This is a genomic window from Paenibacillus sp. J2TS4, assembly GCF_018403245.1.
Taxonomy (GTDB): Bacteria; Bacillota; Bacilli; order Paenibacillales; family NBRC-103111; genus Paenibacillus_L.
The window spans coordinates 91213-114489 of the sequence record NZ_BOSH01000006.1; the positions used below are offsets into that span (position 1 = coordinate 91213).

The 23277-nt window shown below is 47.4% G+C and carries 19 protein-coding genes; 11 read left to right on the plus strand and 8 right to left on the minus strand.

The features are described 5' to 3' along the window. The first annotated feature begins 25 nt into the window (after positions 1–25). The 3 genes from ytaF to KJS69_RS14495 are packed head-to-tail and all read left to right on the plus strand — an operon-like array spanning position 26 to position 1927. The gene (gene ytaF, locus KJS69_RS14485) at positions 26–712 is read left to right on the plus strand and encodes a sporulation membrane protein YtaF (protein WP_213584496.1); all 687 of its coding nucleotides are present in this window, start codon (positions 26–28) and stop codon (positions 710–712) included. A 49-nt stretch (positions 713–761) separates the two neighbouring features. Continuing rightward, positions 762–1355 carry a dephospho-CoA kinase gene (gene coaE, locus KJS69_RS14490; protein ID WP_213584497.1) on the plus strand — a complete coding sequence of 198 codons (594 nt, stop codon included), beginning with the start codon at positions 762–764 and terminating at the stop codon, positions 1353–1355. After that, complete coding sequence (locus KJS69_RS14495) at positions 1355–1927, plus strand: lytic transglycosylase domain-containing protein (RefSeq protein WP_213584498.1); 573 nt, start codon at positions 1355–1357, stop codon at positions 1925–1927. The genes coaE and KJS69_RS14495 overlap by 1 nt, the downstream gene beginning before the upstream one ends. A gap of 90 nt (positions 1928–2017) precedes the next feature. On the opposite strand, the gene KJS69_RS14500 is transcribed toward KJS69_RS14495, so the two are convergent. Then, entirely contained in the window at positions 2018–2242 is a 225-nt protein-coding gene (locus KJS69_RS14500; protein WP_213584499.1) for an alpha/beta-type small acid-soluble spore protein, read from the minus strand. Between the two features lie 119 nt (positions 2243–2361). On the opposite strand from KJS69_RS14500, the gene nrdR reads away from it, so the two are divergent. After that, the gene (gene nrdR / locus KJS69_RS14505) at positions 2362–2841 is read left to right on the plus strand and encodes a transcriptional regulator NrdR (RefSeq protein WP_213584500.1); all 480 of its coding nucleotides are present in this window, start codon (positions 2362–2364) and stop codon (positions 2839–2841) included. 282 nt (positions 2842–3123) lie between these two features. Here the strand turns inward: nrdR and pstB are convergent, their stop codons facing one another. The 5 genes from pstB to KJS69_RS14530 form a co-directional block, all read right to left on the minus strand. Beyond that, positions 3124–3927, minus strand: a complete 804-nt coding sequence (gene pstB / locus KJS69_RS14510; protein ID WP_213584501.1) for a phosphate ABC transporter ATP-binding protein PstB — start codon at positions 3925–3927, stop codon at positions 3124–3126. 11 nt (positions 3928–3938) lie between these two features. Beyond that, a complete protein-coding gene (pstA, locus tag KJS69_RS14515) occupies positions 3939–4826 on the minus strand; it encodes a phosphate ABC transporter permease PstA (protein ID WP_213584502.1) in 888 nt (295 codons plus the stop codon). Next, the gene (gene pstC / locus KJS69_RS14520) at positions 4816–5736 is read right to left on the minus strand and encodes a phosphate ABC transporter permease subunit PstC (protein ID WP_213584503.1); all 921 of its coding nucleotides are present in this window, start codon (positions 5734–5736) and stop codon (positions 4816–4818) included. The genes pstA and pstC overlap by 11 nt, the downstream gene beginning before the upstream one ends. A gap of 144 nt (positions 5737–5880) precedes the next feature. Beyond that, a complete protein-coding gene (locus tag KJS69_RS14525; protein ID WP_213584504.1) occupies positions 5881–6870 on the minus strand; it encodes a phosphate ABC transporter substrate-binding protein in 990 nt (329 codons plus the stop codon). Between the two features lie 197 nt (positions 6871–7067). Beyond that, a complete protein-coding gene (locus KJS69_RS14530) occupies positions 7068–9059 on the minus strand; it encodes a methyl-accepting chemotaxis protein (RefSeq protein WP_213584505.1) in 1992 nt (663 codons plus the stop codon). A 458-nt stretch (positions 9060–9517) separates the two neighbouring features. Between KJS69_RS14530 and KJS69_RS14535 the strand changes: the two genes are divergently transcribed. Together KJS69_RS14535 and KJS69_RS14540 are read left to right on the plus strand one after the other, a co-directional pair. After that, positions 9518–11116, plus strand: a complete 1599-nt coding sequence (locus KJS69_RS14535; protein ID WP_213584506.1) for a catalase — start codon at positions 9518–9520, stop codon at positions 11114–11116. Positions 11117–11261: 145 nt separating this feature from the next. Beyond that, positions 11262–12458, plus strand: a complete 1197-nt coding sequence (locus KJS69_RS14540) for an oxalate decarboxylase family bicupin (RefSeq protein ID WP_213584507.1) — start codon at positions 11262–11264, stop codon at positions 12456–12458. A 288-nt stretch (positions 12459–12746) separates the two neighbouring features. Here KJS69_RS14540 and KJS69_RS30120 read toward each other — a convergent pair whose 3' ends face one another. Continuing rightward, the gene (locus KJS69_RS30120) at positions 12747–13724 is read right to left on the minus strand and encodes a DUF1697 domain-containing protein (protein ID WP_213584508.1); all 978 of its coding nucleotides are present in this window, start codon (positions 13722–13724) and stop codon (positions 12747–12749) included. A gap of 796 nt (positions 13725–14520) precedes the next feature. Between KJS69_RS30120 and KJS69_RS14550 the strand changes: the two genes are divergently transcribed. Then, a complete protein-coding gene (locus KJS69_RS14550; RefSeq protein ID WP_213584509.1) occupies positions 14521–15657 on the plus strand; it encodes a response regulator in 1137 nt (378 codons plus the stop codon). Positions 15658–15714: 57 nt separating this feature from the next. Here KJS69_RS14550 and KJS69_RS14555 read toward each other — a convergent pair whose 3' ends face one another. Beyond that, a complete protein-coding gene (locus KJS69_RS14555) occupies positions 15715–16749 on the minus strand; it encodes a hypothetical protein (protein WP_213584510.1) in 1035 nt (344 codons plus the stop codon). A gap of 207 nt (positions 16750–16956) precedes the next feature. Between KJS69_RS14555 and KJS69_RS14560 the strand changes: the two genes are divergently transcribed. The 4 genes from KJS69_RS14560 to pelF are packed head-to-tail and all read left to right on the plus strand — an operon-like array spanning position 16957 to position 23274. Continuing rightward, complete coding sequence (locus tag KJS69_RS14560) at positions 16957–19128, plus strand: NAD-dependent epimerase/dehydratase family protein (protein ID WP_213584511.1); 2172 nt, start codon at positions 16957–16959, stop codon at positions 19126–19128. Beyond that, positions 19121–20020: a hypothetical protein gene (locus KJS69_RS14565; RefSeq protein WP_213584512.1), complete on the plus strand. Its 900-nt coding sequence runs from the start codon at positions 19121–19123 to the stop codon at positions 20018–20020. Before KJS69_RS14560 ends, KJS69_RS14565 begins: the two co-directional genes overlap by 8 nt. Positions 20021–20032: 12 nt before the next feature. Continuing rightward, positions 20033–21868 (plus strand): DUF2194 domain-containing protein, encoded by a 1836-nt coding sequence (locus KJS69_RS14570; RefSeq protein ID WP_213584513.1) that lies wholly within the window; start codon positions 20033–20035, stop codon positions 21866–21868. Then, positions 21865–23274, plus strand: coding sequence for a GT4 family glycosyltransferase PelF (pelF, locus tag KJS69_RS14575; protein WP_213584514.1), 1410 nt, complete (start codon positions 21865–21867; stop codon positions 23272–23274). Before KJS69_RS14570 ends, pelF begins: the two co-directional genes overlap by 4 nt. The last annotated feature ends 3 nt before the right edge of the window (positions 23275–23277 follow it).

The following is a 23277-nucleotide window of genomic DNA, read 5'->3' on the forward strand; positions in this document are numbered from 1 at the left end:
GCATTCTTTAGCTGGAGGGATTGGGATGTTGACAATGTCTTTATTGATATTGGCGCTGGCTGTCAGTTTGGACGGCTTCGGAGTAGGGGCTACCTATGGTTTGCGACAAATCAAAATCCCGGTTCTATCGATTGTTATTATTGCTTTATGCTCAGGGATTACTATTCTTCTTTCGATGCAGATCGGAGACTGGCTGTCCCGCTTATTCTCACCGTCCATGGCCAATGCCCTTGGAGCTTTCATTCTGATAGGAATCGGAATCTGGTCCCTGTATCAAATTTTTCCGAAGAAGGATGAAGCTAAAGAACGCCCCGATTCCGCCAAACTGGCAACAAGTGAAGCTTCCGCTGCTCAGGATCAAGAAGGGAATGAGGCACTGGTCCGCATTGAGCTTAAACGGATGGGGCTGGTTATCCAAATATTAAAAACCCCCTCCGTCGCCGATATTGACCGCTCTGGCATCATATCGCCCTCTGAAGCGGCCCTGCTTGGTTTAGCTTTATCCTTGGATGCCTTTGGAGCGGGTATCGGAGCGGCCTTGCTTGGATATAATCCTTACGTGACCTCCACTGTTATTGCCGTCTCGAGCGGTGCTTTCCTTGCTGCCGGACTTAATATCGGCCTTCGATTTGCCGGATTGACCTGGATGAGAAAGATGTCGATATTGCCCGGATGCTTTTTAATAATCATAGGAATTATTAAATTGTTATAAGTAACGACAGATCATATACAACAAAGCTATGAATTAGGAGTGCAGCCGTATGAATATAGGCTTGACTGGAGGGATTGCCAGCGGCAAATCAACCGTGGCTACCGTTCTCGTCGAACGCGGAGCGCTGTTGATCGATGCGGACCAAATCGCCCGAGAGGTCGTCCTTCCCGGAACACCGTTGTTGGCGCAGGTTGCTGCGCATTTTGGACAAGCTGTTCTTAACCCCGACGGTTCCTTGAACCGAAAGAAGCTGGGAGAGATTGTGTTTGCCGATCCTGCCGCGCGCAAAGATTTGGAAGGGTTGCTTCACCCACAAATCCGGGCCCTGATGAAACAAAGAATGCTGGAGGCAGAAGCGGCAGATCCACATCGTCTGGTGGTCGTCGATGTTCCCCTTCTCTTTGAGTCGGGGTTGCAGGCGATGTTCGAGCAAGTAATGGTCGTATACGTTTCCAGAGCTACACAATTGACCCGTTTGATGGCTCGGGACGGACTAACCGCTGAACAGGCGCAGCGTAGACTGGATGCTCAGATGGCTATAGAAGAGAAAAAGGAACGGGCTGACATTGTCATAGATAATGAAGGAAGTCTTTCGGATACCGAACGCCAAATCGACCACTTTTTAGAAGGAAAGGGGCTCTGATGAAACGATCCCGGAAGAAACGTCGGCTATGGTTACTTTTGCCCTTTATTGTTGTAATGGTGATTTTATTCTATAACAGCAATTGGATGGGAAAAATGGTTCACCCGATTCATTATCAAGAGGAAATTACCAAATATGCGGAGCAGTATGGATTGGACCCATTCCTGGTAGCGGCGATTATTCGCGTAGAGAGCAATTACAAGCCGGAAGCCGAGTCCAAGAAAGGCGCTGTCGGGCTGATGCAGCTGATGCCGGAAACCGCTGATTGGATATTTGAGAAAGAAGGCTCCAAGGTTTACGACGTCAAGGATCTTAGAAATCCGGTGATTAATATTCAGGCAGGAACAAGCTATCTTAACTTCTTGTTTAATTATTTTGATAATAACCGATTCGAGGTGCTGGCCGCCTATAATGCGGGTCAGGGCAATGTAATGAAATGGAAGCAAAGCGGCATCTGGGACGGAACGCTGCAGAATGTCGATCGAATTCCATTCCGGGAAACCAGGAATTATGTCAGCTCCGTCGATTATTATTATAAGAAGTATATGGAAATATACGCTAAAGAAAGGTAAGATTAAAGCATTAAGGTGTCAAAATATTAGAAAGCACCGGACAAGCTCCGGAAGGAGCTTGCCGATGCATCGGTACAAAAGTAAGATTCCTTATCTATTACCGCCAGACAGTTGTTGTTCAGCGATTTGTACCAGACGACGGGTGATATTACCTCCGATTGCACCTGCATCACGAGTAGCCATGTTACCCATGTAACCGTCTTGAGGAATGGCGATACCCAGTTCCTGAGCTACTTCGTATTTTAATTGATCCAATGCGGCGTTAGCTTGAGGAACAACCAGTTGGTTGCTGCCCCGAGATTGTCCTGCTGCCATGTTGTTCACCTCCTTGTCGGTTGGTAATTCTATTATGTGCGGTTTACATGAGATCATAACAGGGAACGTCTGGTAAGAAGATTGTCAAATGGGAGAAAGGGAAGAAGGAGGAATGGAAGGTGAAATGTCCGTTTTGTGATCATTCGGGCACTAAAGTATTAGATTCACGCGCGGCCAATGAGAACAAATCGATCCGCCGCCGGAGGGAGTGCGAGAAATGCTTCCGCCGTTTTACAACGTTTGAAATGGTCGAGGAAACTCCTCTTGTAGTCATCAAGAAGGATGGAAGCCGGGAGGAATTCAATCGGGAAAAAATATTGCGGGGCTTGATCCGCGCCTGCGAGAAAAGACCGGTCTCGATGGAAACATTGGAAAAGATGGTTTCAGAAGTAGAGAAGCAGATTCGCAACACGGCCCAGAATGAAGTGGAGAGCCGGAAAATTGGAGAAATCCTGATGAACCAGCTCTATCCTGTCGATGAGGTAGCTTATGTTCGTTTTGCATCGGTTTACCGCCAGTTCAAAGATATCAATATGTTTATGAAGGAACTGAACCAAATTTTGACTAAGCACCAGCTTGATCCGGGAGATCCTTCCTAACTTAACGCAGACACGGTAATTACGCGTCGCGTTTTTTACCGCATATAGAATTTATAAGTTTGCGCTTCCTGAATCCCATTCCAAATGCCGGCGATAAAAACAACCTTTAAACGCGGTCGATCATCTTCGAAGGACTCCGACAGGAGTTTTTCTCATTTTCCAAGCAAATGTTGGTATTGTAATATTAGGAAAGGGACAAGCTAACAGGCAAAGGGGGATTGCTCCCCCGGAATTCCGGCTAACCCTCACCGAACTTGCAGAGTTTGTTAGAAGGTTAGGTTTCTATCCAAATCTTCCTGTAATGTAATCCATTGTCTTCTGTTGTTCCGGATTCATAAATAGCTTGGAAGTCTGATCAAATTCAACCAATTCACCCATTAGAAAAAATGCGGTATGCGATGAAATTCTTGCGGCCTGCTGCATATTATGTGTCACCATGATGATGGTATAGTCCTTCTTTAGTATGGAAATCAGCTCTTCGATTTTGATGGTCGAGATCGGATCCAAGGCGGATGCGGGTTCATCCAGCAGCAGAATTTCCGGCTTCAGAGCAATGGACCGGGCTATACATAGGCGCTGCTGTTGTCCACCGGACAAGGAAAGGGCGGAGGTATGCAGTCTATCCTTCACCTCATCCCAAAGCGCTGCCTTCCTCAAGCTTTCTTCCACAATCTCTTCCAGCATAGCCTTGCTGCGAACTCCGTGGTATCTCGGGCCTAGAGCGATATTTTCAAAGATCGATTTTTGAAAAGGATTTGGCCGCTGCCATACCATACCGATGCGCTTACGAATATCTACCACATCGATCCCGGGATCATTCAGATTCATATTCTCGAACCAGATTTCTCCTTCGTATCGGGCTCCCTGTACCAGATCGTTCATCCGATTCAATGTCCGCAGGTACGTAGATTTGCCGCAGCCGGAAGGTCCGATCAATGCGGTAACCTCATATTTGGGGAAGCCCAGTGACAAGTTTTTGATGGCATGAAAATCTCCATAATAGACCTGCAGATTTTTGGTTTCCAACGCTATTTCCCGAGGAATCGAGCGGCTCTCCGACAGTACGTCCTCTTGTATTCTGATCATTCTAAGCCCTCCTATTTACCAGCCGTCATGATGCGGTGAATCCACTTTCCGAACCATCTGGCGATAAGATTAAACAATAGCACGACAATGACCAATACTGCTGACGTGCCCGCCGCAATTTGCTTCGCATCCGGGGCGAGTCCTTCGCTGTTGATTTTCCAAATGTGCACAGCAAGGGTCTCCGCAGGACGAAACGGATTCAGCGGAGAATTCATCGCAAGCGGGTTCCAGTTCGTGAAATCAAGCGGGGGAGTACTCATCCCCGCGGTAAACAGCAGTGCCGCCGCTTCTCCAAATACGCGGCCCGCGGCAAGCACCATCCCGGTGATCATGCTGGGCAAGGCTTCGGGAATAACGATCGAGGTGATGGTTTTCCACTTGGACAACCCTAACGCTAGCCCGGCTTCCCGCTGCTGTACCGAAACGGATTGGAGCCCCTGTTCCGTAATCCGAACCATAAGCGGCAAATTGAAGACCGTTAATGCGATAGCACCGGAAATAATCGAGAATCCGAAGCCGAAGAAGTTGACGAGCATCAGAAGTCCGAACAAACCAACGACAATAGAAGGCAAGGAAGATAGCACCTCCACCGTTGTGCGAATCATATTCGTCACCCAGCCGCGCTTGGCATATTCAGACATATAAATTCCTCCGCCGATGCCAAGCGGAACCGTAATGAGCATCGTCAATACCAGCAAATAGAAGGAGTTGAAAATTTGCGGTCCGATGCCTCCGCCCGCGCGGATTCGCTGGGGATGGGACGTAAGGAAATCAAAGCTGATGTGTCCCAAGCCTCTAATTAGAATGAAGCTGATTAAGCCTACCAATATTCCGATAATAAGGATAGCGATGAGATAGAAGACGATGGTGGCAATGCGGTCATAGGTTTTAGCGTTCATGTTTTGCCCTCCTACCTATCAATCTAATCAGGAAAATGAAGCAAAACGACATCAGAAGCAGGATCAGCGCCATCGACCACAACGCGTTATTATAAACAGTCCCTGTCACCGTATTTCCCATCTCCAATGTCAGCAGACTCGTAATCGTACTGGTCGGATCGTTCAACGAGTTAGGAAGTCGCTGGGCGTTACCGATGACCATCTGTACGGCCAATGCTTCTCCGAAAGCTCTGGCCATGCCTAGGACGACACCGGTAAGAAGCTCAGGCAGCGCAGCGGGAACCAGCACGCGTCGGATGGTCTGCCAACGGGTAGCCCCCAGGCCGAAGGAGGCTTCTTTAATATTGATGGGCAGCGACTTCATTGCGTCGTAGGCAACGCTTGTAATCGTAGGCAGGATCATGATGGACAGCACAATCATTCCAGCGAGCAGCCCAAATCCAAGTCCATCGAAGCTGGAACGAAGAAAGGGGACAATGAGAGTCAAACCAACAAATCCATAGACAACAGAAGGAATGCCAACCAGCAGCTCGATCACCGGTTGCAAAATTCTTCTCCCCCATGAAGGTCCGATTTCAGACATAAAAATCGCAGCACCTATGCCGAGGGGCGCACTGACCAAAGCGGCCATAATGGTGACCGCGAACGACCCGAATATGAAAGGGAATGCGCCGAATTGAGGCCCGCCAGCGTCATCCGCTCGTCCGGGGGCCCACGTCGTGCCGAATAAAAAATCGAAAAGGTTAACCCGGTTCTGAAAAAATGTAGCCAGTCCTTTGGAGGCAATAAAATAAATAATGGCCAATAAAGTAATTATCAAGAAAAAGGTGCAAAAATAGATGAACATCCGTCCGCGAAATTCTTCGATATGATGCTTTTTGAATTTTTCGGTTTTTCTGGCATGCGCCATTTACATTTCCCCCCCAACGGTCCTACAATTTGGCGCGCCGCAAAATGGACGAAAGATGCAGTACCGTAGCCACCCGGGTACCGCATCTTCCAGCCTTCTGCGTTCTGCTTTTTACTTCCCGCTAACAAATCAATGGTAAGCCGATTATTTATTACTTATAGCTCCATCTGCGGAACGGTCGACCTTCATTTTCGAAACCGGGATATAGCCTAGCTCTTCAATTAAAGAATCTTTACCTTCAATTTGAGAATCTTGTATTTCAGGAGAGAGAATGTAGTCCAGGAATGCTTTCGCAACTCCTTCTGGCTCACCCTTTGTATACATGTGCATATATGCCCATACCGGGAAGCTGTTGTTATAGACGTTCTCGGAAGTCGGAGCCACGCCGTCGATGGAGATAGGTTTTACCGTTTCATCGAAATAGGAGAAGGCCAGATATCCTATGGCTCCAGGAGTTTCTCCGACGATTTTTTTAACGGTACCGGAAGAATCCTCGGTAATGCCTTCGCTCTCTTCATTTTTATCCAATGCGAAGGTGAAGAAGGTTGCTCGGGTACCGGAGCTTTGCGGGCGATTGACTAATACGATTTCTTGATCAGCGCCGCCTACGTCTTTCCAATTCTTAATCTTGCCTGTAAAAATATCAATCAATTGCTGTTTGGTTAAGTTGTCTACGCCAACGTTGGGGTTTGCTACAGCCCCCATACCTACCACGGCTATTTTATGATCAACGAGTTGGGAAGCATCGACATCGCTTTTCTCCTCGGCAAAAATATCGGAGTTGCCGATGTCCGCACCGCCGGAGGCTACTTGGCTCAATCCGGTTCCGCTGCCGCCACCTTGTACCTGAACTTGCGCTTTACTGTTCTTCTCCATAAATTGAGCTGCTGCTTCTTCCACTAGCGGCTGCATAGCCGATGAACCGAGGGCAACGATAGAGCCTGAAATTTCTTTATCCTTTTTTGAATCATTCTTTGGTTCCTTATCATTAGGTTTGTTTGTTTCTGACGCAGCAGGAGTCGAGCCTCCGCTGCCATTGTTCGAACCACTGTTGTTACTGCCGCATGCTGCCAAAATTAACAAGCTGGACAAAGCGATAGCCAAAAGGATAAAGCTTAAGTTTTTACGTTGCATTGTTTTCCCCCACTCCGTTTAATAGTAATTTTATTGCACATGTCTATCATAAAACGGTTATGTTAAGCGCGTGTTAATCAAGTGTAAAGCTAATGTAAGAAATCGGTTGTTTTCAAAAATTAAAGAAACCGCCCTATGTCTCTAGAAAGAGGAAGGGCGGTTTTCTCACGGGCAAGCTATCGCTATTCCGCTTTCAATTAGGTTATACGGAAATGCTTTAATTCCTCAGACAATTTCCAGGCGAGCTGGTCCAGCTCTTCAGCCAGTTGAGTGAGCTGGCTGATCGAATCGCTTTGCTGTTCAACCGTCGCAGAAACTTCTTCCGTTCCGGCTGCTGTTTCTTCGGTAACGGAATTGGCGATTTCCATCGCCTGGATGATACTTTCTTTTTGCCGCGCCGTTTCCTTGATATGCTCGGCTATGCTTCGGATCTGTTCCGTGTTAGATTCCACTGTGCTCATAATCGTACGGAAGGCTGAATCGGTATCGGATACCGCAACGTCCTGCTGTTGGATTATTTGGTTGGACTCTTGGATGATTGACAAAGTATTTTCGGTTTCGCCGCTAATTTCATTAATGATGCTGCCAATTAAGCCAAGCGCGTCCTGGGACTGGTTCGCCAGCTTTTTGACCTCATCGGCGACGATGGTGAATCCGCGGCCGGCATCTCCAGCGCGCGCCGCCTCAATGGAGGCGTTGAGTGCCAACAGATTGGTTTGTGCAGCAATGTCCGACACGGTATTAACAATCTCGCTTATTTTCCCGGTTCGCTCATTTAATAACGCAATGGCCTCAACAATTTGCCCCATGGAGTGATTCGTAAGGATGGCCTGCTTCTTTAGCTGCGTAATCCGATCCATTCCTTCCTGAGAAATAGCAAGCATAGTTTGCGACTCTGCTTCCATGGAGCGGCTCTGAGTCTCGATGTCTGTCATGCGATCGGCTAAATTATAGATGGCTTCGGACGTCTGCTCGACTAGTTCTGCCTGCTGACCAGCTCCTTCCGCGATTTGGTTTACTGCCCGCGTAATTTCACTGCTGGCCGCCTGGTTTTCTTCCGTATTGGCGACAAGTGTCTGCGACGCTTCCTTCACTTTATCCGAAATCTGATCGATGCTGCCGATCAAACTGCGTATTTTGGTGACCATACTATTAAACACGCTGGCCAGTTGTCCGATTTCGTCCTTGCGCTCGAGATCCACCCGGATATTCAAGCGGCCCTGCTCCACTTCTTTCATAGAGGCCATCAGGCTGTGGATCGGTTTAGTGATTCTTCTGGTGAAGTAGTAAGAGATAATGACCGCTGCCAGCAATACGATAATAGTCATTATAGCTAACGGCTTGATCAATTGTGCGGCTTCTTGTTTAAATTCATTCACATACACCGTTCCCGCCAACCGCCAGCCTGTGGTCGGATTTGTCGTGAAGCTGAACATTTTCTCGTTTCCGTAGAAATTATAAGAAATGACTCCCTTTTCTCCGGCTTCAGACATCTTTATGTAGTATTCTTCCTGCGTTACGTCAGCGCCGCTCAATTCGCTGTCCGGGTGATAGAGGAAGGTTCCCTTGTCGTCGAACAAGACAGCATATCCCTCTTGGCCGATTTGAATATTTTCAATTAGCTCGATCAGTTCGTTAAGCGAAACATCTATAGCCAGGACTCCTAATGTGTCGCCGCCCTTATCGACGGCCTTAGCCGCGCTTACCACAAGCGATCCGTCCGTTGCGTTCAGGTACGGCTCTGTCCAAACGGTTTGGTCTTTATTAAGAATAGCTTCTTCATACCAGGGACGCGTACGCGGATCATAGTCGGACGGCAGCGTCTGGTCTTCTGGATACAATGTAATTCTGCCCTCCTCCGTACCGAGATAAATGTTCGTTATATCATTATTAGCTGTATGATACATCTGGAACAACGACAGCAAAGAGGCTTCGTTCTCCGGGGTAGGGGAATATTCGCTGATCATTCCATTCTCGGAAATGGCGGTTAATTGCTTTTCCACTTTTCTAAAAAATCGTTCAAACATCCGATTAGTCTCTTCGATCGAATTTCCGATGTTTTTGTTCAGAGTACTTACTGTCATATTGACACTGAACAGGTAGCTGGCGGACGAGAGAATAATGGATGCCAGCAAGATCAAGCTAAGGAAAGGAATAAGAATTTGCTTTTGTAATTTTAGATTTTTCATGAATACCTCCCAGGGGTGTATGTAAAAATGAACGGTGTAATTCTTTCCTCCATGGAAGCATCGACAAGGCACAATCCAAGCAGGACCCGTTCGACGACATCTGCATCCAGGCATAACCAGGAGGCTTTTAATCATTATATAGACTAAAAGACCTATATAAAAGGTCTTTAGTAGGAATAGATATGAAAATTCTGTTAATCATATATAGAATTTATAAGTTTCTGCTTCCGAAATTCCAATTCATCCTATTTGGCGAAAAGGCTCTATTAAAAGCGGTTGCTCATCGTGGAAGGACTCCGATAATGGTTTTTCTCATAATTCGAAGCGAACGAGAATAAATTGGGAATATAAGAATTTTTTATTAAAAATGTAGCAAAATATAAGACAGCAAATCGTTTGGGAAAAAGGACTATCCAATCATAGGACCATCGGTCCACAGAGGTTTAGGAGGGCTAATCATGAGCAAAGATCCATCGCATGGCGGCGAACAGAACAAGGAAAATGACTTTACCTTGACTAACCGGCAAGGCCATCCCATTACTAACAATCAAAATATAAGAACCGTAAGCAATCGGGGTCCGGCCACGTTGGAAAATTATGATTTCATCGAAAAAATCAGCCACTTTGATCGAGAGCGAATTCCGGAGCGGGTGGTTCATGCTCGTGGTGCGGGGGCACACGGTTACTTCGAAGCCTATGGAACCGTCGGTGAAGAACCGGTATCCAAGTATACGCGAGCCAAGCTGTTCCAGGAAAAGGGCAAGCAAACTCCGGTCTTTGTCCGGTTTTCGTCTGTTATCCATGGGGGGCATTCCCCGGAAACGCTTCGCGATCCTCGGGGATTTGCCGTCAAATTTTATACAGAGGATGGAAACTGGGATTTGGTCGGAAATAATCTGAAAATTTTCTTTATCCGTGATGCGATGAAGTTTCCGGACATGATTCATGCGTTCAAACCGGATCCTATTACAAACATTCAGGATGCAGAGAGATTTTTTGACTTTTGCGCCAGCTCACCCGAATCGTTCCATATGGTTACTTTTGTGTATTCCCCTTGGGGTATACCGGCTAACTACCGCATGATGCAGGGCTCCGGGGTTAATACATATAAATGGGTAAACCAGGAGGGCGAAGCGGTTCTCGTCAAATATCATTGGGAGCCCAAGCAGGGCATTAAAAACTTGACCCAAGAAGAAGCCAGTGAAATTCAGGCGACCAATTTTAATCACGCGACCCAGGATTTATACCAAGCGATTGAACGCGGGGACTATCCGGAATGGGAATTGTTTGTGCAAATTATGAGCGATGATGAGCATCCCGAGCTGGATTTTGACCCTCTGGATGACACCAAGCTGTGGCCGGAGGATCAGTTTCCTTGGCTGCCTGTCGGTAAAATGGTATTAAATCGAAATCCGCAGGACTATTTCACAGAAGTAGAGCAAGCCGCCTTCGGTACAGGCGTTCTTGTGGATGGACTGGATTTCTCCGATGACAAAATGCTTCAAGGCCGGACATTCTCCTATTCTGATACGCAGCGTCACCGCGTAGGGGCGAATTATTTGCAGCTGCCTATCAATTCGCCAAAGAAGAGGGTGGCCACGAATCAAAGCGGCGGCCAAATGCAATATAAAGTGGATCGCGCCCCTGGCCAGAATCCTCATATTAACTATGAGCCCTCGATTCTAGGCGGGTTGCAGGAGTCGGAGCAAGCCGGCAAGGAGTATACACCGTTGGTGAAGGGAAACCTGGTGCGTGAGTCCATCGACCGGCAGAGCAATACCAAGCAGGCGGGCGAAACGTACCGCAGGTTCGAGGAATGGGAGAAAGCCGATCTGATCTCCAATCTGGTATCGGATCTTTCCCGCTGCGATAAACGCATCCAGGATAAAATGATCGCTCTGGCTGAAGAAGCAGATGATGAATACGGACGTCGGCTAAGAGATGGCTTGGCCAAGGCACCGCAAGGCGGTTCCAGCCAAAAGCCGCTTGGCAACCGCGAAGGGGATAAAGCGCCTGAACAAGCGGTGGAAAAGGGGCATGAGGCCGAACCCTATTAAACATTATTAACCGAGCCCGCCTTCATTGAAGGCGGGCTTTTAAATAGGGCTGCTGGTTCAGATCTCTTCATAATATCCAAGCCTTGTTTCATAATTATATTGGTAAACTTGAAAGATAAGCGTATATCATCAACTGGAGGTTTCCATGAGAGATCAACATCCAAATCAACGCAAGTCGTTCATTGTGCCACAACCGATCAGAAGGGATGGGGCCGGAGGGCCTGATTGGGGTCCTCGAGACATATGGAGGGATATGGAGAACCCGAATATGCTGGTCCCGCCGGCTACCGATTCCGGCCTGCTGCCTAACCTCAAGATGTCTTTCTCCGATACTCATATGCAGCTTAATTACGGCGGCTGGTCCAGAGAAATTACGGTGCGGGAATTACCGGTTGCCACTACGCTTGCGGGTGTTAATATGAGTCTGACTCCAGGCGGAGTGCGGGAATTGCACTGGCATCAACAAGCGGAATGGGCCTATATGATTTGGGGAAACGCGAGAATAACGGCTGTGGATCAGGATGGCCGTAACTTTATCGCGGATGTCGGACCGGGGGATCTGTGGTATTTTCCTGCAGGATTGCCGCACTCCATTCAAGGCCTGGCGACAGGATGCGAATTTTTACTTGTTTTTGATGATGGACACTTTTCTGAGTTGAATACTTTATCTATTTCTGATTGGTTTGCCCATACCCCCAAAGATGTGCTGTCAGCCAACTTCGGTGTTGCAGAAAGCGCTTTTGCTAACATTCCTTCAGATCAAGTCTATATTTTTCCAGCTAATGTTCCAGGCGCTCTGGAAAGTCAGCAGGTTCAATCCCCATACGGCACGGTTCCTCTGAGTTTCAAGCATCGCTTATTAGCCCAAAAACCGATAGTAACGCCCGGAGGAAGCGTGCGGATCGTGGATTCCTCCAACTTTCCAATTTCCAAAACGATTGCCGCGGCGTTAGTCGAGATCCATCCTGGAGCGATGAGGGAGCTCCATTGGCATCCCAATAATGATGAATGGCAGTATTACCTTGCGGGGCAAGGAAGAATGACGGTGTTCGCCGGCAGCGGAACAGCAAGAACCTTTGATTACCGAGCCGGAGACGTCGGTTATGTGCCTTTTGCCAATGGCCATTATATTCAGAATACGGGAACAGAATCACTGTGGTTTCTGGAAATGTTCAAGAGCGACCGGTTTGTCGACATCTCCTTAAATCAGTGGATGGCACTTACTCCTCGAGAACTGGTCCGGGATAATCTTCGTGTGGGGCCTGATTTGCTTAATGCTTTGCGGAAGGATAAATGGCCTGTCGTCCAATATCCCGGCTATTCCTATTCTCCTAAATCGTAAATAACAGCAACTCCAACAACACTCTATAACCTTGCGAATCAATATTATCCAACTTATCTTTGATGCACTTTGGCGACTCCCAACCGAGGGCAGGTCATAGGGAATGGATGGGGATATCTCGATAATAACAATCGATAGTGGATTAAGATGGACTCCATAACCTCCTGAAATGATCGCATCTATATTTTGGGAGGTTTTTGCGTATTCCTATCCGGATTTCGTCCCCCTCTATGTATCCCTGAGTCCAGAGAGTTCCATCCATTAAGCCAAGAAGAGAGCTTGCACCGGTTAATCTGCAAGGTCGGAACGGGTCGCTTCCAGCCACCTATTCATAACCTCAATAAGCTTTTCTTTCTTTGCATGCACATCATTCATATCCGTAAATGTGACTATAGCTCTGTCGCCTGCAACCCATTCCAGCAGCCCTGTTGTATCCTTAAATAAGGGCTCCTTCGTAATCTTCTTTACTTTGCTTCCGCAATGAAAAACAAGACGGAAACTATCTTTGCCGTGCAGATTAAAGGTCACTCGATCCTCATTCTGATAACAGAAGCTCGGGGCGTTCCATTTGATGTGCTCACTGATGTGCTCATTAGCACTTAAAATGATTTTTCGAACCTCCGCTATTTCCTGCTTTAGGGGATGCTCCAGGTTGTTCATATATTCGACTACTTGTTCATGACCGGACAGTTTTGGTGATTTCTTGCGGTCCGCCATTTCATCTGACAATGCAACAAGCTTGCTGATCGTTTTCCAGTTGCGCGTAGTAGTTGGCACGCCCAGCTTGTCTACTTGGGCCGCGAGCTTCGAATGGCGGATGCTTTGGTGAAATAACAAATATATGTCCCTGCCCGCTACATGGAATTGATCCTCTTTGAAGTCGTATGCCCTAAGCTGCTCGATCCGTTCCATATGTGGCTCCTCGAGAAGCATCGAGACGTATAGGCTCTCTCCCTCTGAAGAGGCTTCGGCCTCGGCAATTTGCTTGTCTGAGAAGGGACGGCTCTCAACTATATTGTTTAATTCTGCGGATGTTCTGATTATGACCGCGATCGATAGACCGAACACTTTTTCAATCTCTTGCTCAATCCGTTGCCGCAGTGTGGCTTCTTCTTCATCCGACTCGAACAAAATGTTGCCGCTTTGAATATACGTTTGAACCCGAGCCAAACCGAGACTTTCCAAAGTCTTCCTTAGATCTGCCATCTTGATCTTGTTTTTACCGCCGACATTGATTCCTCGCAGCAGAGCAATATGTATGGTCATCTGTTCACCGCTTTCTTTAGCTTATATTCGAATCTATAATCTCAGGGCAAAGGAGGCCATCCAAGTAGACTTCAATAGATGGAACGGCCTCTCTACAGTATTTACAATTTTGTCATGTTAAAAAAGATTTCGACATAAACCAAAGGATTCCTTTCTTTTTATTGGGCTCAAAACCATAATCATTCCTTGACTTTGACAGGCCATCCTTGACAGATTTATCTTATTAGAATTTCACTTGATAGATTGGCCCTCCAGATGGTCCTTGTCCGATTAAATGTAATTGATGCAGTTAATTCTCGCTAAAGCTCGCTAGATCTCCGGACTAAATGTAAAACCTACCGTTAAAAATGGGGTTAAAGAGGAATTGGATAGATTGGGATCGAATTAGCTGTATGATTTCCAGTTAGATTGCCAATAATCGTCTGATCTGGCTTATTTAGCTGTATAAAATCCAGTCTGCTTGGCGGCGAAAGAAAATCAAGCACTGATTATTAGGTTGAACCTTTTATTGATTAGAATATTTGCAACTCCTATTCATTTTGGTCAAAGGATATTTCCAATCTCCTTAATAATGTAAGAATTGAAGGAGGAATAATAAATTATTAGCTTCTCCTTCTTGTCTTTAAGGATAGGAACATGTAAAAATAGTATTAAACTTGCAAGTAAACATATGTATAACCGCATCAAAAATATATTTATCAGCGTTTTAAATATAATTAGGATTATGGACAGAGCAGTACATCACTTCAGAGCTCGAAACGGAGTTATCGTTCGGATTCCCAAAGGAGGGTAGAGTATGAAAACGATCATTGTCGATGATGAGCCCTTGGCTTTACGTAGAGTAGAAAATCTGTTGGAAGAACAGATAGAAAGCGGGTTTGCGATCGAATTGATAGGCTCCTTCCAGGATCCGCAGATGGCGCTTGATTTCGCAAGACGGGAAAAAGTAGACCTGGTCTTCCAGGATATCGAAATGCCGGAAATCGGCGGCATGGAATTGGCCGAGCGTTTGTTAGAAATTCAGCCCCAGCTTCACATCGTATTTATTACGGCTTATAATGATTTTGCTGTGGAGGCGTTCGAGCTGAATGCCCTCGATTATTTACTCAAACCAGTGCAGCGCGATCGAATCTTTAAAACACTGCAGCGGCTCTTTATTGCGGATCCAAAGGAGCAGCCGGATAACGGCAGCAAGCAGCAGAGGATGCTGTGCAGTCTGTTCTATCTTCATTATCTGGATGAAAATCAAATGCCGCAAACCTTTCAATGGAGGACGACGAAGGCTCAGGAGCTATTCGCTTATCTGATCCATAATCGCGGCCAAACCGTGCGCAAGGAGACCATCATGGATTTATTATGGCCGGATTATGATATGGAGAAAGCCTCCTCGCTTCTGCACACGACCATCTATCAGATTAGACGGGTGATTAAACAAAAGGGGCTGTGCATTCAAGTCAAATATATGGAAGAAGGATACCGGATAGATCTGGCGGATATGAAGCTGGACGTGGAGGAATGGGAGAAGGGGGTACATACGGCTTCCGCAGTGACCGCCGAAACCATTGGGCAGCATCGGAAACTGCTCGCTCTATATCGCGGCGACTACTTGGCCGAGCACCTCTATCTATGGTCGGAAGGGGAGCAGGAGCGCATCCGGTTGATCTGGCTGGAGCATGCCAAGCAAGTAGCTGAATATTTTATACAGATGGAGCAATACTCAGAGGCGGTGCCATTATATCAAAAAATTCAGGGGAAATTTCCTTACACAGAAGAAGGATATTTTGGACTTATGCGAATTTATGCAAAAATAGGTGATTACGGAGGAGTGAGGAATCAGTACCAGCTTCTTGTCGAGAATATGAAGGAAGAGCTGGGTGTGGAGCCGAGCGCGAATGTGATCGACTGGTATGAGCAATGGAGAAGCAGAATCTAGTCTCGCTCAAATAAGAGAAACCGTCCGGTGGAAGGGACGGTTTTCTTGTTGTATGGATTAACTGCCGTACAGCTCGGGAATATGATAGAAATGCTTTCCTTGCTCGGAATGCAGACGAAATCCGGCTCGCTTGTAATCCATTCCTTCAATAAGGACATTATAATCTTCATCCGCGTCATAATAATCCATATAGTTTTCAAAATAAGGGAGGGATTGAACGATGTTTCTGTTAGTTGTCCCCGCACTGTAATCCCAGGCTGCGATTCCGTAGCCGTTCAAAGAGAAAACCCCCGCTGCCGCTTCGTTCATTCGAAAAAATTTGCGAAGTTCGTTCTTGGAGAGCGAGTGAAAATCAATCTTGCTGACGGACAGCAGTCGGGTTCCGTATTCTTTACGGTAACTATGCAACTTGTCCATTCGCTTATGGAATCCTCTGCCATAGGCGCTTTCGGCATTCGGATCGTTAATATTAGTAGGCTTAAGAAAGCTCTCGATCAAAAAATAATCATTCGGTCCCAGAGCGGTTTCCAGTCCTTCCGGATTGTATCTGTCATCCTGCTGGCTTGCAAATACGTCGTCCGGATCCCAGGCATTCACGAAAGCTGACATGCCAAGTGAATGAACCATCTCCACGGCCGTATTTAGCCGTTTGCGATCTACTCCGAAATCGTTCCCCGCATCGTCAAGGAAGATGCCATCGGCCCCTAACTGCTGCCACAATATACTTTTGGCCTCAATTTGCCCCAGAGGGAAGTTATATTTGGTCGTAACTCCTAAATCTATGTATCCAAAAAAAAGGGTGTCCGGATTCCATTCTTTGGTTGCGGTAATAATTTGTTGAGTGGAGCCCGAATATTTGTGCTTGGGCTCCTCAAGACCAGCGCCAAAAACGACATAATCATACTGAGCAAACACTTTGGCGGCTTTCTTATCCTCCCACAATTCGTTGACTCCCTGGGGAATCCCATAATAAATCAGCAACCGGTACTGGCTGGATTTGGCAGCACTTTTGGTTTGATCGGCACGGGCAATGGAGCCGGGAATGAGAAGCAAGAAGATTATGAAGCAGCCAAATAAATTCATTTTTTTCACGCAGCTCCCCCGTTCTTTGGAAAGTAATAATTTCACTATACAACAAAGGCTACCACCGATTCTTCAATTTTGTCAATTCTTCCCTATTGTTCAGTAAATGTTTAGAACCCCCGTATAAAATAAACACCTGTTGCAGCGCTCGACATCTTTCAATTATTTCCGCAGTGTGCTTTACTGCAGATTCTTAATTATGTTGTGGAGGGTATCATGAAGGTTCTTATTACTGGCGGCTGTGGTTTCATTGGGTCTTTTGTCGCCGAACGTTTTCATAAAGAAGGGCATCAGGTCAGCATTATCGACAATTTATCAACAGGGCAAACCTATCACGTCCCATTTAAACATCAACTGTACACTTTAAGTGTGGAAGATCCGCAATGTGAGGAAGTTTTTCGCAGCGGAAAATTTGATGTCGTCGTTCATTTGGCAGCACAAGTGGATGTTCAGAGATCATTGAAGCTCCCTTATGAGGACGCACAAACGAATATGCTGGGCATAGCCAACATGCTTCAACTGTCGGCTCAGTTCGGAGTGAAAAAGTTTATGTTCGCTTCGTCTGCCGCAGTGTATGGCATGCAGGAGGAGAGTCTGCCATTATCGGAAGATACGCCCTGCTCTCCGATCTCGCCTTATGGAACTCACAAGTGGTTCGGGGAACAGTACTGTGCCCGTTGGCAGGAGATGTATGGCCTTGATACACTCTGCTTCCGGTTCTCTAATGTGTACGGACCGCGTCAGTCCGATACCGGAGAAGGTGGAGTGATCTCTATCTTTCTAAACCGAATCGTTGGCGGACAAGAATTGGTCATTTACGGAGATGGCGGTCAGACGAGGGACTTTATCTACGTAGAGGATGTGGCCGATGCCATCTATCGTTCGGCGAATAGCGATATTACCGGAGTCTACAATTTATCCACCCGAACGGAAACCAGCCTGAATGATTTGGTCCGCCAGTTGTCGACAGAGGACAAGTCTCTAAGTGTGCGATATGTGGACGCGCGCGAAGGGGATATCTATCGTTCGTCGCTCGACAATACAAGGTTGAAGCGGGCACTCGACTGGGTTCCGTTATATTCGGTGGAGGAAGGCTTACAGAGAACGCGGGCATGGTTCGATCAGCGCCCGAAAGCGGGGAAGGAACAAGCCCGCAAGAAGTTTGCGCTGTCCGCCGCATGGAAGATGATTCTGCCTTACGCAGAAAATCTTTTATTATTTGTCGCTGTATGGCTGTTGGGCTCTTCTATTATTTTTCGCCATTTGTCGATGGACTTCATGCTTTTTTATATTGTCCTCATTGCGGTCATGCACGGGATTCGCCAGTCCATGCTCTCCGTCTGCTTGGCGATCGGGTATTATTTGTACGGACAAATAGCGGAGGGACGCGAGCTTCTATCGTTAATTTACGACACGGAAGTATTCTTTCATATGGCAATCTATTTGTTCCTGGGACTAGTCATTGGCTATACCACGGACAAGCGCAAAACGACCATTGCCTCGTCTGACGACAAAATGGCGGCGTCTAAAGAGAAATATGATTTATTGAGGAAGGTTTATGAAGATACTCTGGAGGTCAAGGAACAGCTGCAGCAGCAAATTGTGGGTAGCAAAGACAGTATAGGCCGCTTGCACGCCATTATCCGCAATCTCGAAAGCCTGGAGCCGGAGGAAGTTGTCGGTGCCGCCGTCGGTGTAATCGAGCAGTTGCTGGAGAACCGTTCTGTATCGATTTATTCCTATCGGCCGAACGGCTATTTACGGTTGATGGTTCGCTCCAATCGAGATGATTTCCTGCTGCCCAAATCGCTTCATATCGAGAAAGCTCCCCAATGGCGGACTGTCGTAACGGAACAACGCCTCTTTATCAACCGGGAGTTGAACGGGCAGATGCCGATGATGGCGGCTCCTATTGTCCATGAAGGGGAAACGGTCGCCGTACTGTCGGTACATGAGGTTAAGTTTGAACGATTCACGCTGTATCATGAGCATCTTTTTAAAGTGGCGGCGGAATTGATCTCCAACTCTTTGGCCCGAGCCTTCCAATTTACCGGGGCGGTTCGCAGCGAGCGCTATATAGAAGATTCGGAGCTTCTGAACACAGAAGCTATGCAAGAAATTCTGGAGCAAAAAAGAAAGCTGCGGGAAATTTACAATGTACACTATGCCATGCTTGAAGTGGCTTACAACAGCTCGACTTGGAAGGATACCGTTAAATATATAGCCCAGTCGCTGCGTGAGTCCGATTATATTGGTCTGGGACGAAATCGGACTATTCAAGTGTTGTTATCTAATTCAACGAGTGAGGAAGCCACCCTTGTTGTACAGAGATTGCGATCGTTTGGGGTGAATGCCTCCTTGATGAGCGAGGAAGGTTCTTATGCTTGAACTGTTTTATATCCTATATGCCGCGTTAAGCCTGGTCTATCTGCTGGTCCGAATTTGGCAGCGCCGTCCCTGGTGGACCGATCTTATTCTGATCGTATGTATTCCTTTCGCCGGTCTGCTCATTGCTTTATGGGCATCGCTGCCCCCCTTTAGATCACGGAGTGATCAGCAATTGTCGGATAAGGAACGCTTCGCCCATCTTGTCTATCGGGGGGACGAAGGCCAGAGAATTCCCCAACAGGTAGATGTGGACAAGGAAGTGAATCTGGTTCCGTTGGAGGAAGCATTATATATCAGCGATGTGATGACAAGGCGGCGCATGCTGCTCGATGTGCTGAAGACGGAAATGGAAGCCATGCCGGGCTTGCTGGAAGCGGCTATCAGCAATGAAGATACCGAAACCTCCCATTACGCCGTATCCGCAGTTACAGAACTGAAGAGCAAGTTAACGCTCATGATGCAGAAGCTAGCCGTCCGCTACGAGCATTCGCCGGATGATCCGGAATTACTCCTTGCCTATGTGGATATATTGAAACGCAGCTTGGAGCTCGGTTTTCTGGACAGGCATATGCAGGCACAGTATCGGCTGCGGCATGCAGAAGTGCTGGACCGCTTGCTCCGTGAGGGAGAGGGGAATGTTTCCCACTATATCGACAAGATTCAAGTCGAGCTTCTTATGAATAGGGGAGAGCAGGCGGAATATTGGATCAGCCAGTTCTATGAAGCTTATCCGGATAGAGAGGAACCCTATTTATCCGAAATGAAGCTGCGGTATGAACTGAATCAGAAGGACCGGCTGCTGGATACGTTACAGGCATTTCGTAACGCTCCGATCCGCGCGACTCCCGAGACGCTGGGTGTGATCCGATTTTGGCTGCAAAACAGTGAATGAGGCGAGGTTGACATGGGACTGCAAAAGAAAAATATATATTTTATTTTGGCTCTGGTTTTCATCCTGGGGGTAGTCCTGCAAATCTCCCGTCAGGATGAGCTGCTTACGTGGGCAGGAAGATTGCAAGCCAAGACACCTGATACGCTTGAATTTAAAGATGCAATTACGGCGCAAGAGGTTGATTCGCTGCAGCTCGATCGGATTCTGGTGGTATACGATGGCGAGGACCCCTACAGTGTTCGTCTTAAAGATAATATTGCTCGTACGCTGCAGGATATGAAGCAGAGGGTTGAGGTTGTGGAAGCCGTTGCGCTGCATGGAAGTCCGGACTCCTATCGAGCGGTCATGATTGCGATGGCCAAGCTTGACCGATTGGCGGATCCAACCTGGCTGACCTCCTATGTGGAAGAGGGCGGTCATTTGGTGCTGGCAGTCACACCGGAAACCAGCAGCTTGCTGTTAAGTATTTATCGCAAATTGGGCGCTAATGACGTAGGAGAATACATTACGGTACAAGGTGTCCGATTAAATACCAATATATTGATCGGTATGAAAGGCTATGAGGTGGACGACGAGTTTATCACGAATTCTTCCCTGCGTATGGATTTGAATGAACAGGCTAAGGTTCATATCACTTCGGCTTCGGGAGATCCGCTTCTATGGGAAACTTCCTATGGCCTAGGCAAATTTGTCGTTTTTAATGGAACCATGCTGGACGAGAAGACAAGCAGAGGATTGATCACAGGCATGACCGGGCTTGTTATTCCGGATATGCTTTATTCGGTATTTAATGCGAAGCTTCTCTATATTGACGACTTTCCGGCTCCCTTTCCCAACGGCATCAATGAAGAACTGTACCAGATATATAAACGAAGCCAGCCCAGGTTTTTTAAAGAAGTGTGGTGGCCGGACATGGTGAGGCTTGCTCAGAGGCATGAATTTAAATACACGGGAGTGCTGATTGAAACTTATGAGGATGATGTGCAATCGCCTTTTATGACACCGGAGCAAGCGGATCGGAGTAACTTGGCGACATTAGGAAGAGAGATCGTTAAGGGCGGGGGCGAAATCGGGCTGCACGGGTATAATCACCAATCCCTGGTCACTAGCGAGAGAACCGCCGGTTTCTTCGGGTATAAGAAATGGACATCCGTCGAGGATATGGCGGGATCGCTGGAAGCGGCTCTACAATTTATCGGGAGCGTGTTTCCTTCAATTAAAGTTCAAACGTACGTGCCTCCTTCCAATGTTCTCGGTCCGGAAGGAAGGGAGGCGCTGAAGATGGCCTTGCCCGATTTAACGAACATTTCATCGCTCTATACCGAGGATGCGAAGGGTTTTGCATATGTTCAAGAATTTGAAGTGGCGGAGGACGGCCTTGTCGAGCTGCCGAGGCTGACATCCGGATATTTGCTTGATCATTACATGTATTGGGTGAGCATGAGCGGCGCTTCTTCCATCGGCATGTTTTCACACTTCATCCACCCGGACGACATTCTGGATCGCGAACGCAGTGCTCCGTATAAGTGGGATCAGTTGTATGAACGGATCGATCGTTTTCTGGAATTCCAGGAGGAACGATTCGGTTTCTTGCGCAGTATGACCGCGGCGGAAGCGGCGGAGGAAGTCAGGAAGTCCGTTACGGCGGAAGTGTATGTGGACAAGAGTGTAAAAGGGAAGCTGCGCGGATACGTGAACCACTATAGCGGAGACCTGTATTTTATACTGCGCACGGATAAAAAAATCGGGTTGTTGAAGCACTGCAGTGTGAAACGGATTGATGATCAAGTTTATTTGGTCCACGTCCAGGATGCTAATTTCGAAATAGAACTGAAGGGACAATTATGAAAATAGCGATTATTGCCGAAGGGTCATACCCTTATGTCACCGGAGGGGTATCCAGTTGGCTGAATACATTGATTCGATCGATGCCAGAGCATGAATTTATCATCTATGCGATCGGTGCCGAGCAGTCTCAGCAGGGAAAATTTAAATATGAACTGCCCCCTCATGTTACGGAGGTCAAGGAAGTGTTCCTGGACTCTTATTTGCAGGAAGAAGGGCGTTCAGGCGGCAGCTACGAGCTGGACCCATCGCAAATTCGTGCCTTGAAGAGCCTCTTCATTCGGGACGATATGCAGGAATGGCCTCTGGTATTCGAGACTTTGCGGGATGCAAAAATGGAGTCGGTGGCTAACTTCCTTATGAGCAGGGATTTCTTTGACATCATTCATCAATTGTGCAAGGAGAAATATTTGCACGTACCGTTTACGGAGATGTTCTGGACGGCGCGTTCCATGGTGGTGCCCCTGTTCCTGCTGCTGCGGGAGCCCGTGCCGCAAGCAGATCTGTACCATAGCGTAGCTACGGGATATGCAGGCGTCATCGGGAGTCTGGCCAAGCATGTGTACGGAAAGCCTTTTCTGCTGACCGAGCACGGCATCTATTCCCGGGAACGCGAGGAAGAAATTATTAAAGCCGATTGGGTCAAAGGCTATTTTAAAGATTTGTGGATCGATTATTTCTATAAGCTGGCGGGATGCGCCTACAATTACGCCGATCGCGTCATTACATTATTTAACCGGAACAAGGAAATCGAAATTGAACTGGGCTGCGATCCGGATAAAATCGATATCGTGCCGAACGGAATCGAAACAGCGGATTTTGTGAATCTCCCCGGAAAGGAAGAAGGAGATGATCGCATCCATATCGGCGGATTCGTTCGCGTGGTCCCGATTAAAGACATCAAGACGATGATTCAGAGCTTTGCCCTGGTGAAACGCGAGGTTCCGCAAGCGACATTTTATATTATGGGTTCTTTTGATGAAAATGAAGGGTATTACGAGGAATGTGTCCAACTGGCTCATGATCTGGGCATGGAAAACATGTTTACGGGCAACGTTGCCCTTCACGAGTATATGGGCAGGATGGACGTTCTGGCGCTGACAAGCATTAGCGAAGGGCAGCCATTGGCTGTACTTGAAGGAATGGCCGCCGGCAAGCCTTTTGTCGTAACGGACGTGGGCAGCTGTAAAGAATTGCTTTATGGAACTGACGACGATTACGGTGAGGCGGGTATCGTGGTGCCGGTCATGAACAGCGAGCGGATCGCTCAAGCGATTGTAACGCTCTGCCGGGATCCCGAATTGCGGCTGCGTATGGGAGACAGCGGGAAACGGCGAGTGCGCGCCCACTATACGAAAAAAGCCTTTATCGATACGTATAAGTCGTTGTATCTATCTTATGAGAGGTAATGA

Bases quoted from the DNA above. Each gene is read 5' to 3' on its own strand.
- KJS69_RS14550 (WP_213584509.1), top strand. From the start codon at position 14,521: ATGAAAACGATCATTGTCGATGATGAGCCCTTGGCTTTACGTAGAGTA.
- ytaF (WP_213584496.1), top strand. From the start codon at position 26: ATGTTGACAATGTCTTTATTGATATTGGCGCTGGCTGTCAGTTTGGAC.
- KJS69_RS14535 (WP_213584506.1), top strand. From the start codon at position 9,518: ATGAGCAAAGATCCATCGCATGGCGGCGAACAGAACAAGGAAAATGAC.
- KJS69_RS14500 (WP_213584499.1), bottom strand. From the start codon at position 2,242: ATGGCAGCAGGACAATCTCGGGGCAGCAACCAACTGGTTGTTCCTCAA.
- KJS69_RS14570 (WP_213584513.1), top strand. From the start codon at position 20,033: ATGGGACTGCAAAAGAAAAATATATATTTTATTTTGGCTCTGGTTTTC.
- pelF (WP_213584514.1), top strand. From the start codon at position 21,865: ATGAAAATAGCGATTATTGCCGAAGGGTCATACCCTTATGTCACCGGA.
- coaE (WP_213584497.1), top strand. From the start codon at position 762: ATGAATATAGGCTTGACTGGAGGGATTGCCAGCGGCAAATCAACCGTG.
- KJS69_RS14565 (WP_213584512.1), top strand. From the start codon at position 19,121: ATGCTTGAACTGTTTTATATCCTATATGCCGCGTTAAGCCTGGTCTAT.
- KJS69_RS14540 (WP_213584507.1), top strand. From the start codon at position 11,262: ATGAGAGATCAACATCCAAATCAACGCAAGTCGTTCATTGTGCCACAA.
- pstB (WP_213584501.1), bottom strand. From the start codon at position 3,927: ATGATCAGAATACAAGAGGACGTACTGTCGGAGAGCCGCTCGATTCCT.
- pstC (WP_213584503.1), bottom strand. From the start codon at position 5,736: ATGGCGCATGCCAGAAAAACCGAAAAATTCAAAAAGCATCATATCGAA.
- KJS69_RS30120 (WP_213584508.1), bottom strand. From the start codon at position 13,724: ATGACCATACATATTGCTCTGCTGCGAGGAATCAATGTCGGCGGTAAA.
- KJS69_RS14560 (WP_213584511.1), top strand. From the start codon at position 16,957: ATGAAGGTTCTTATTACTGGCGGCTGTGGTTTCATTGGGTCTTTTGTC.
- pstA (WP_213584502.1), bottom strand. From the start codon at position 4,826: ATGAACGCTAAAACCTATGACCGCATTGCCACCATCGTCTTCTATCTC.
- KJS69_RS14525 (WP_213584504.1), bottom strand. From the start codon at position 6,870: ATGCAACGTAAAAACTTAAGCTTTATCCTTTTGGCTATCGCTTTGTCC.
- KJS69_RS14530 (WP_213584505.1), bottom strand. From the start codon at position 9,059: ATGAAAAATCTAAAATTACAAAAGCAAATTCTTATTCCTTTCCTTAGC.
- KJS69_RS14495 (WP_213584498.1), top strand. From the start codon at position 1,355: ATGAAACGATCCCGGAAGAAACGTCGGCTATGGTTACTTTTGCCCTTT.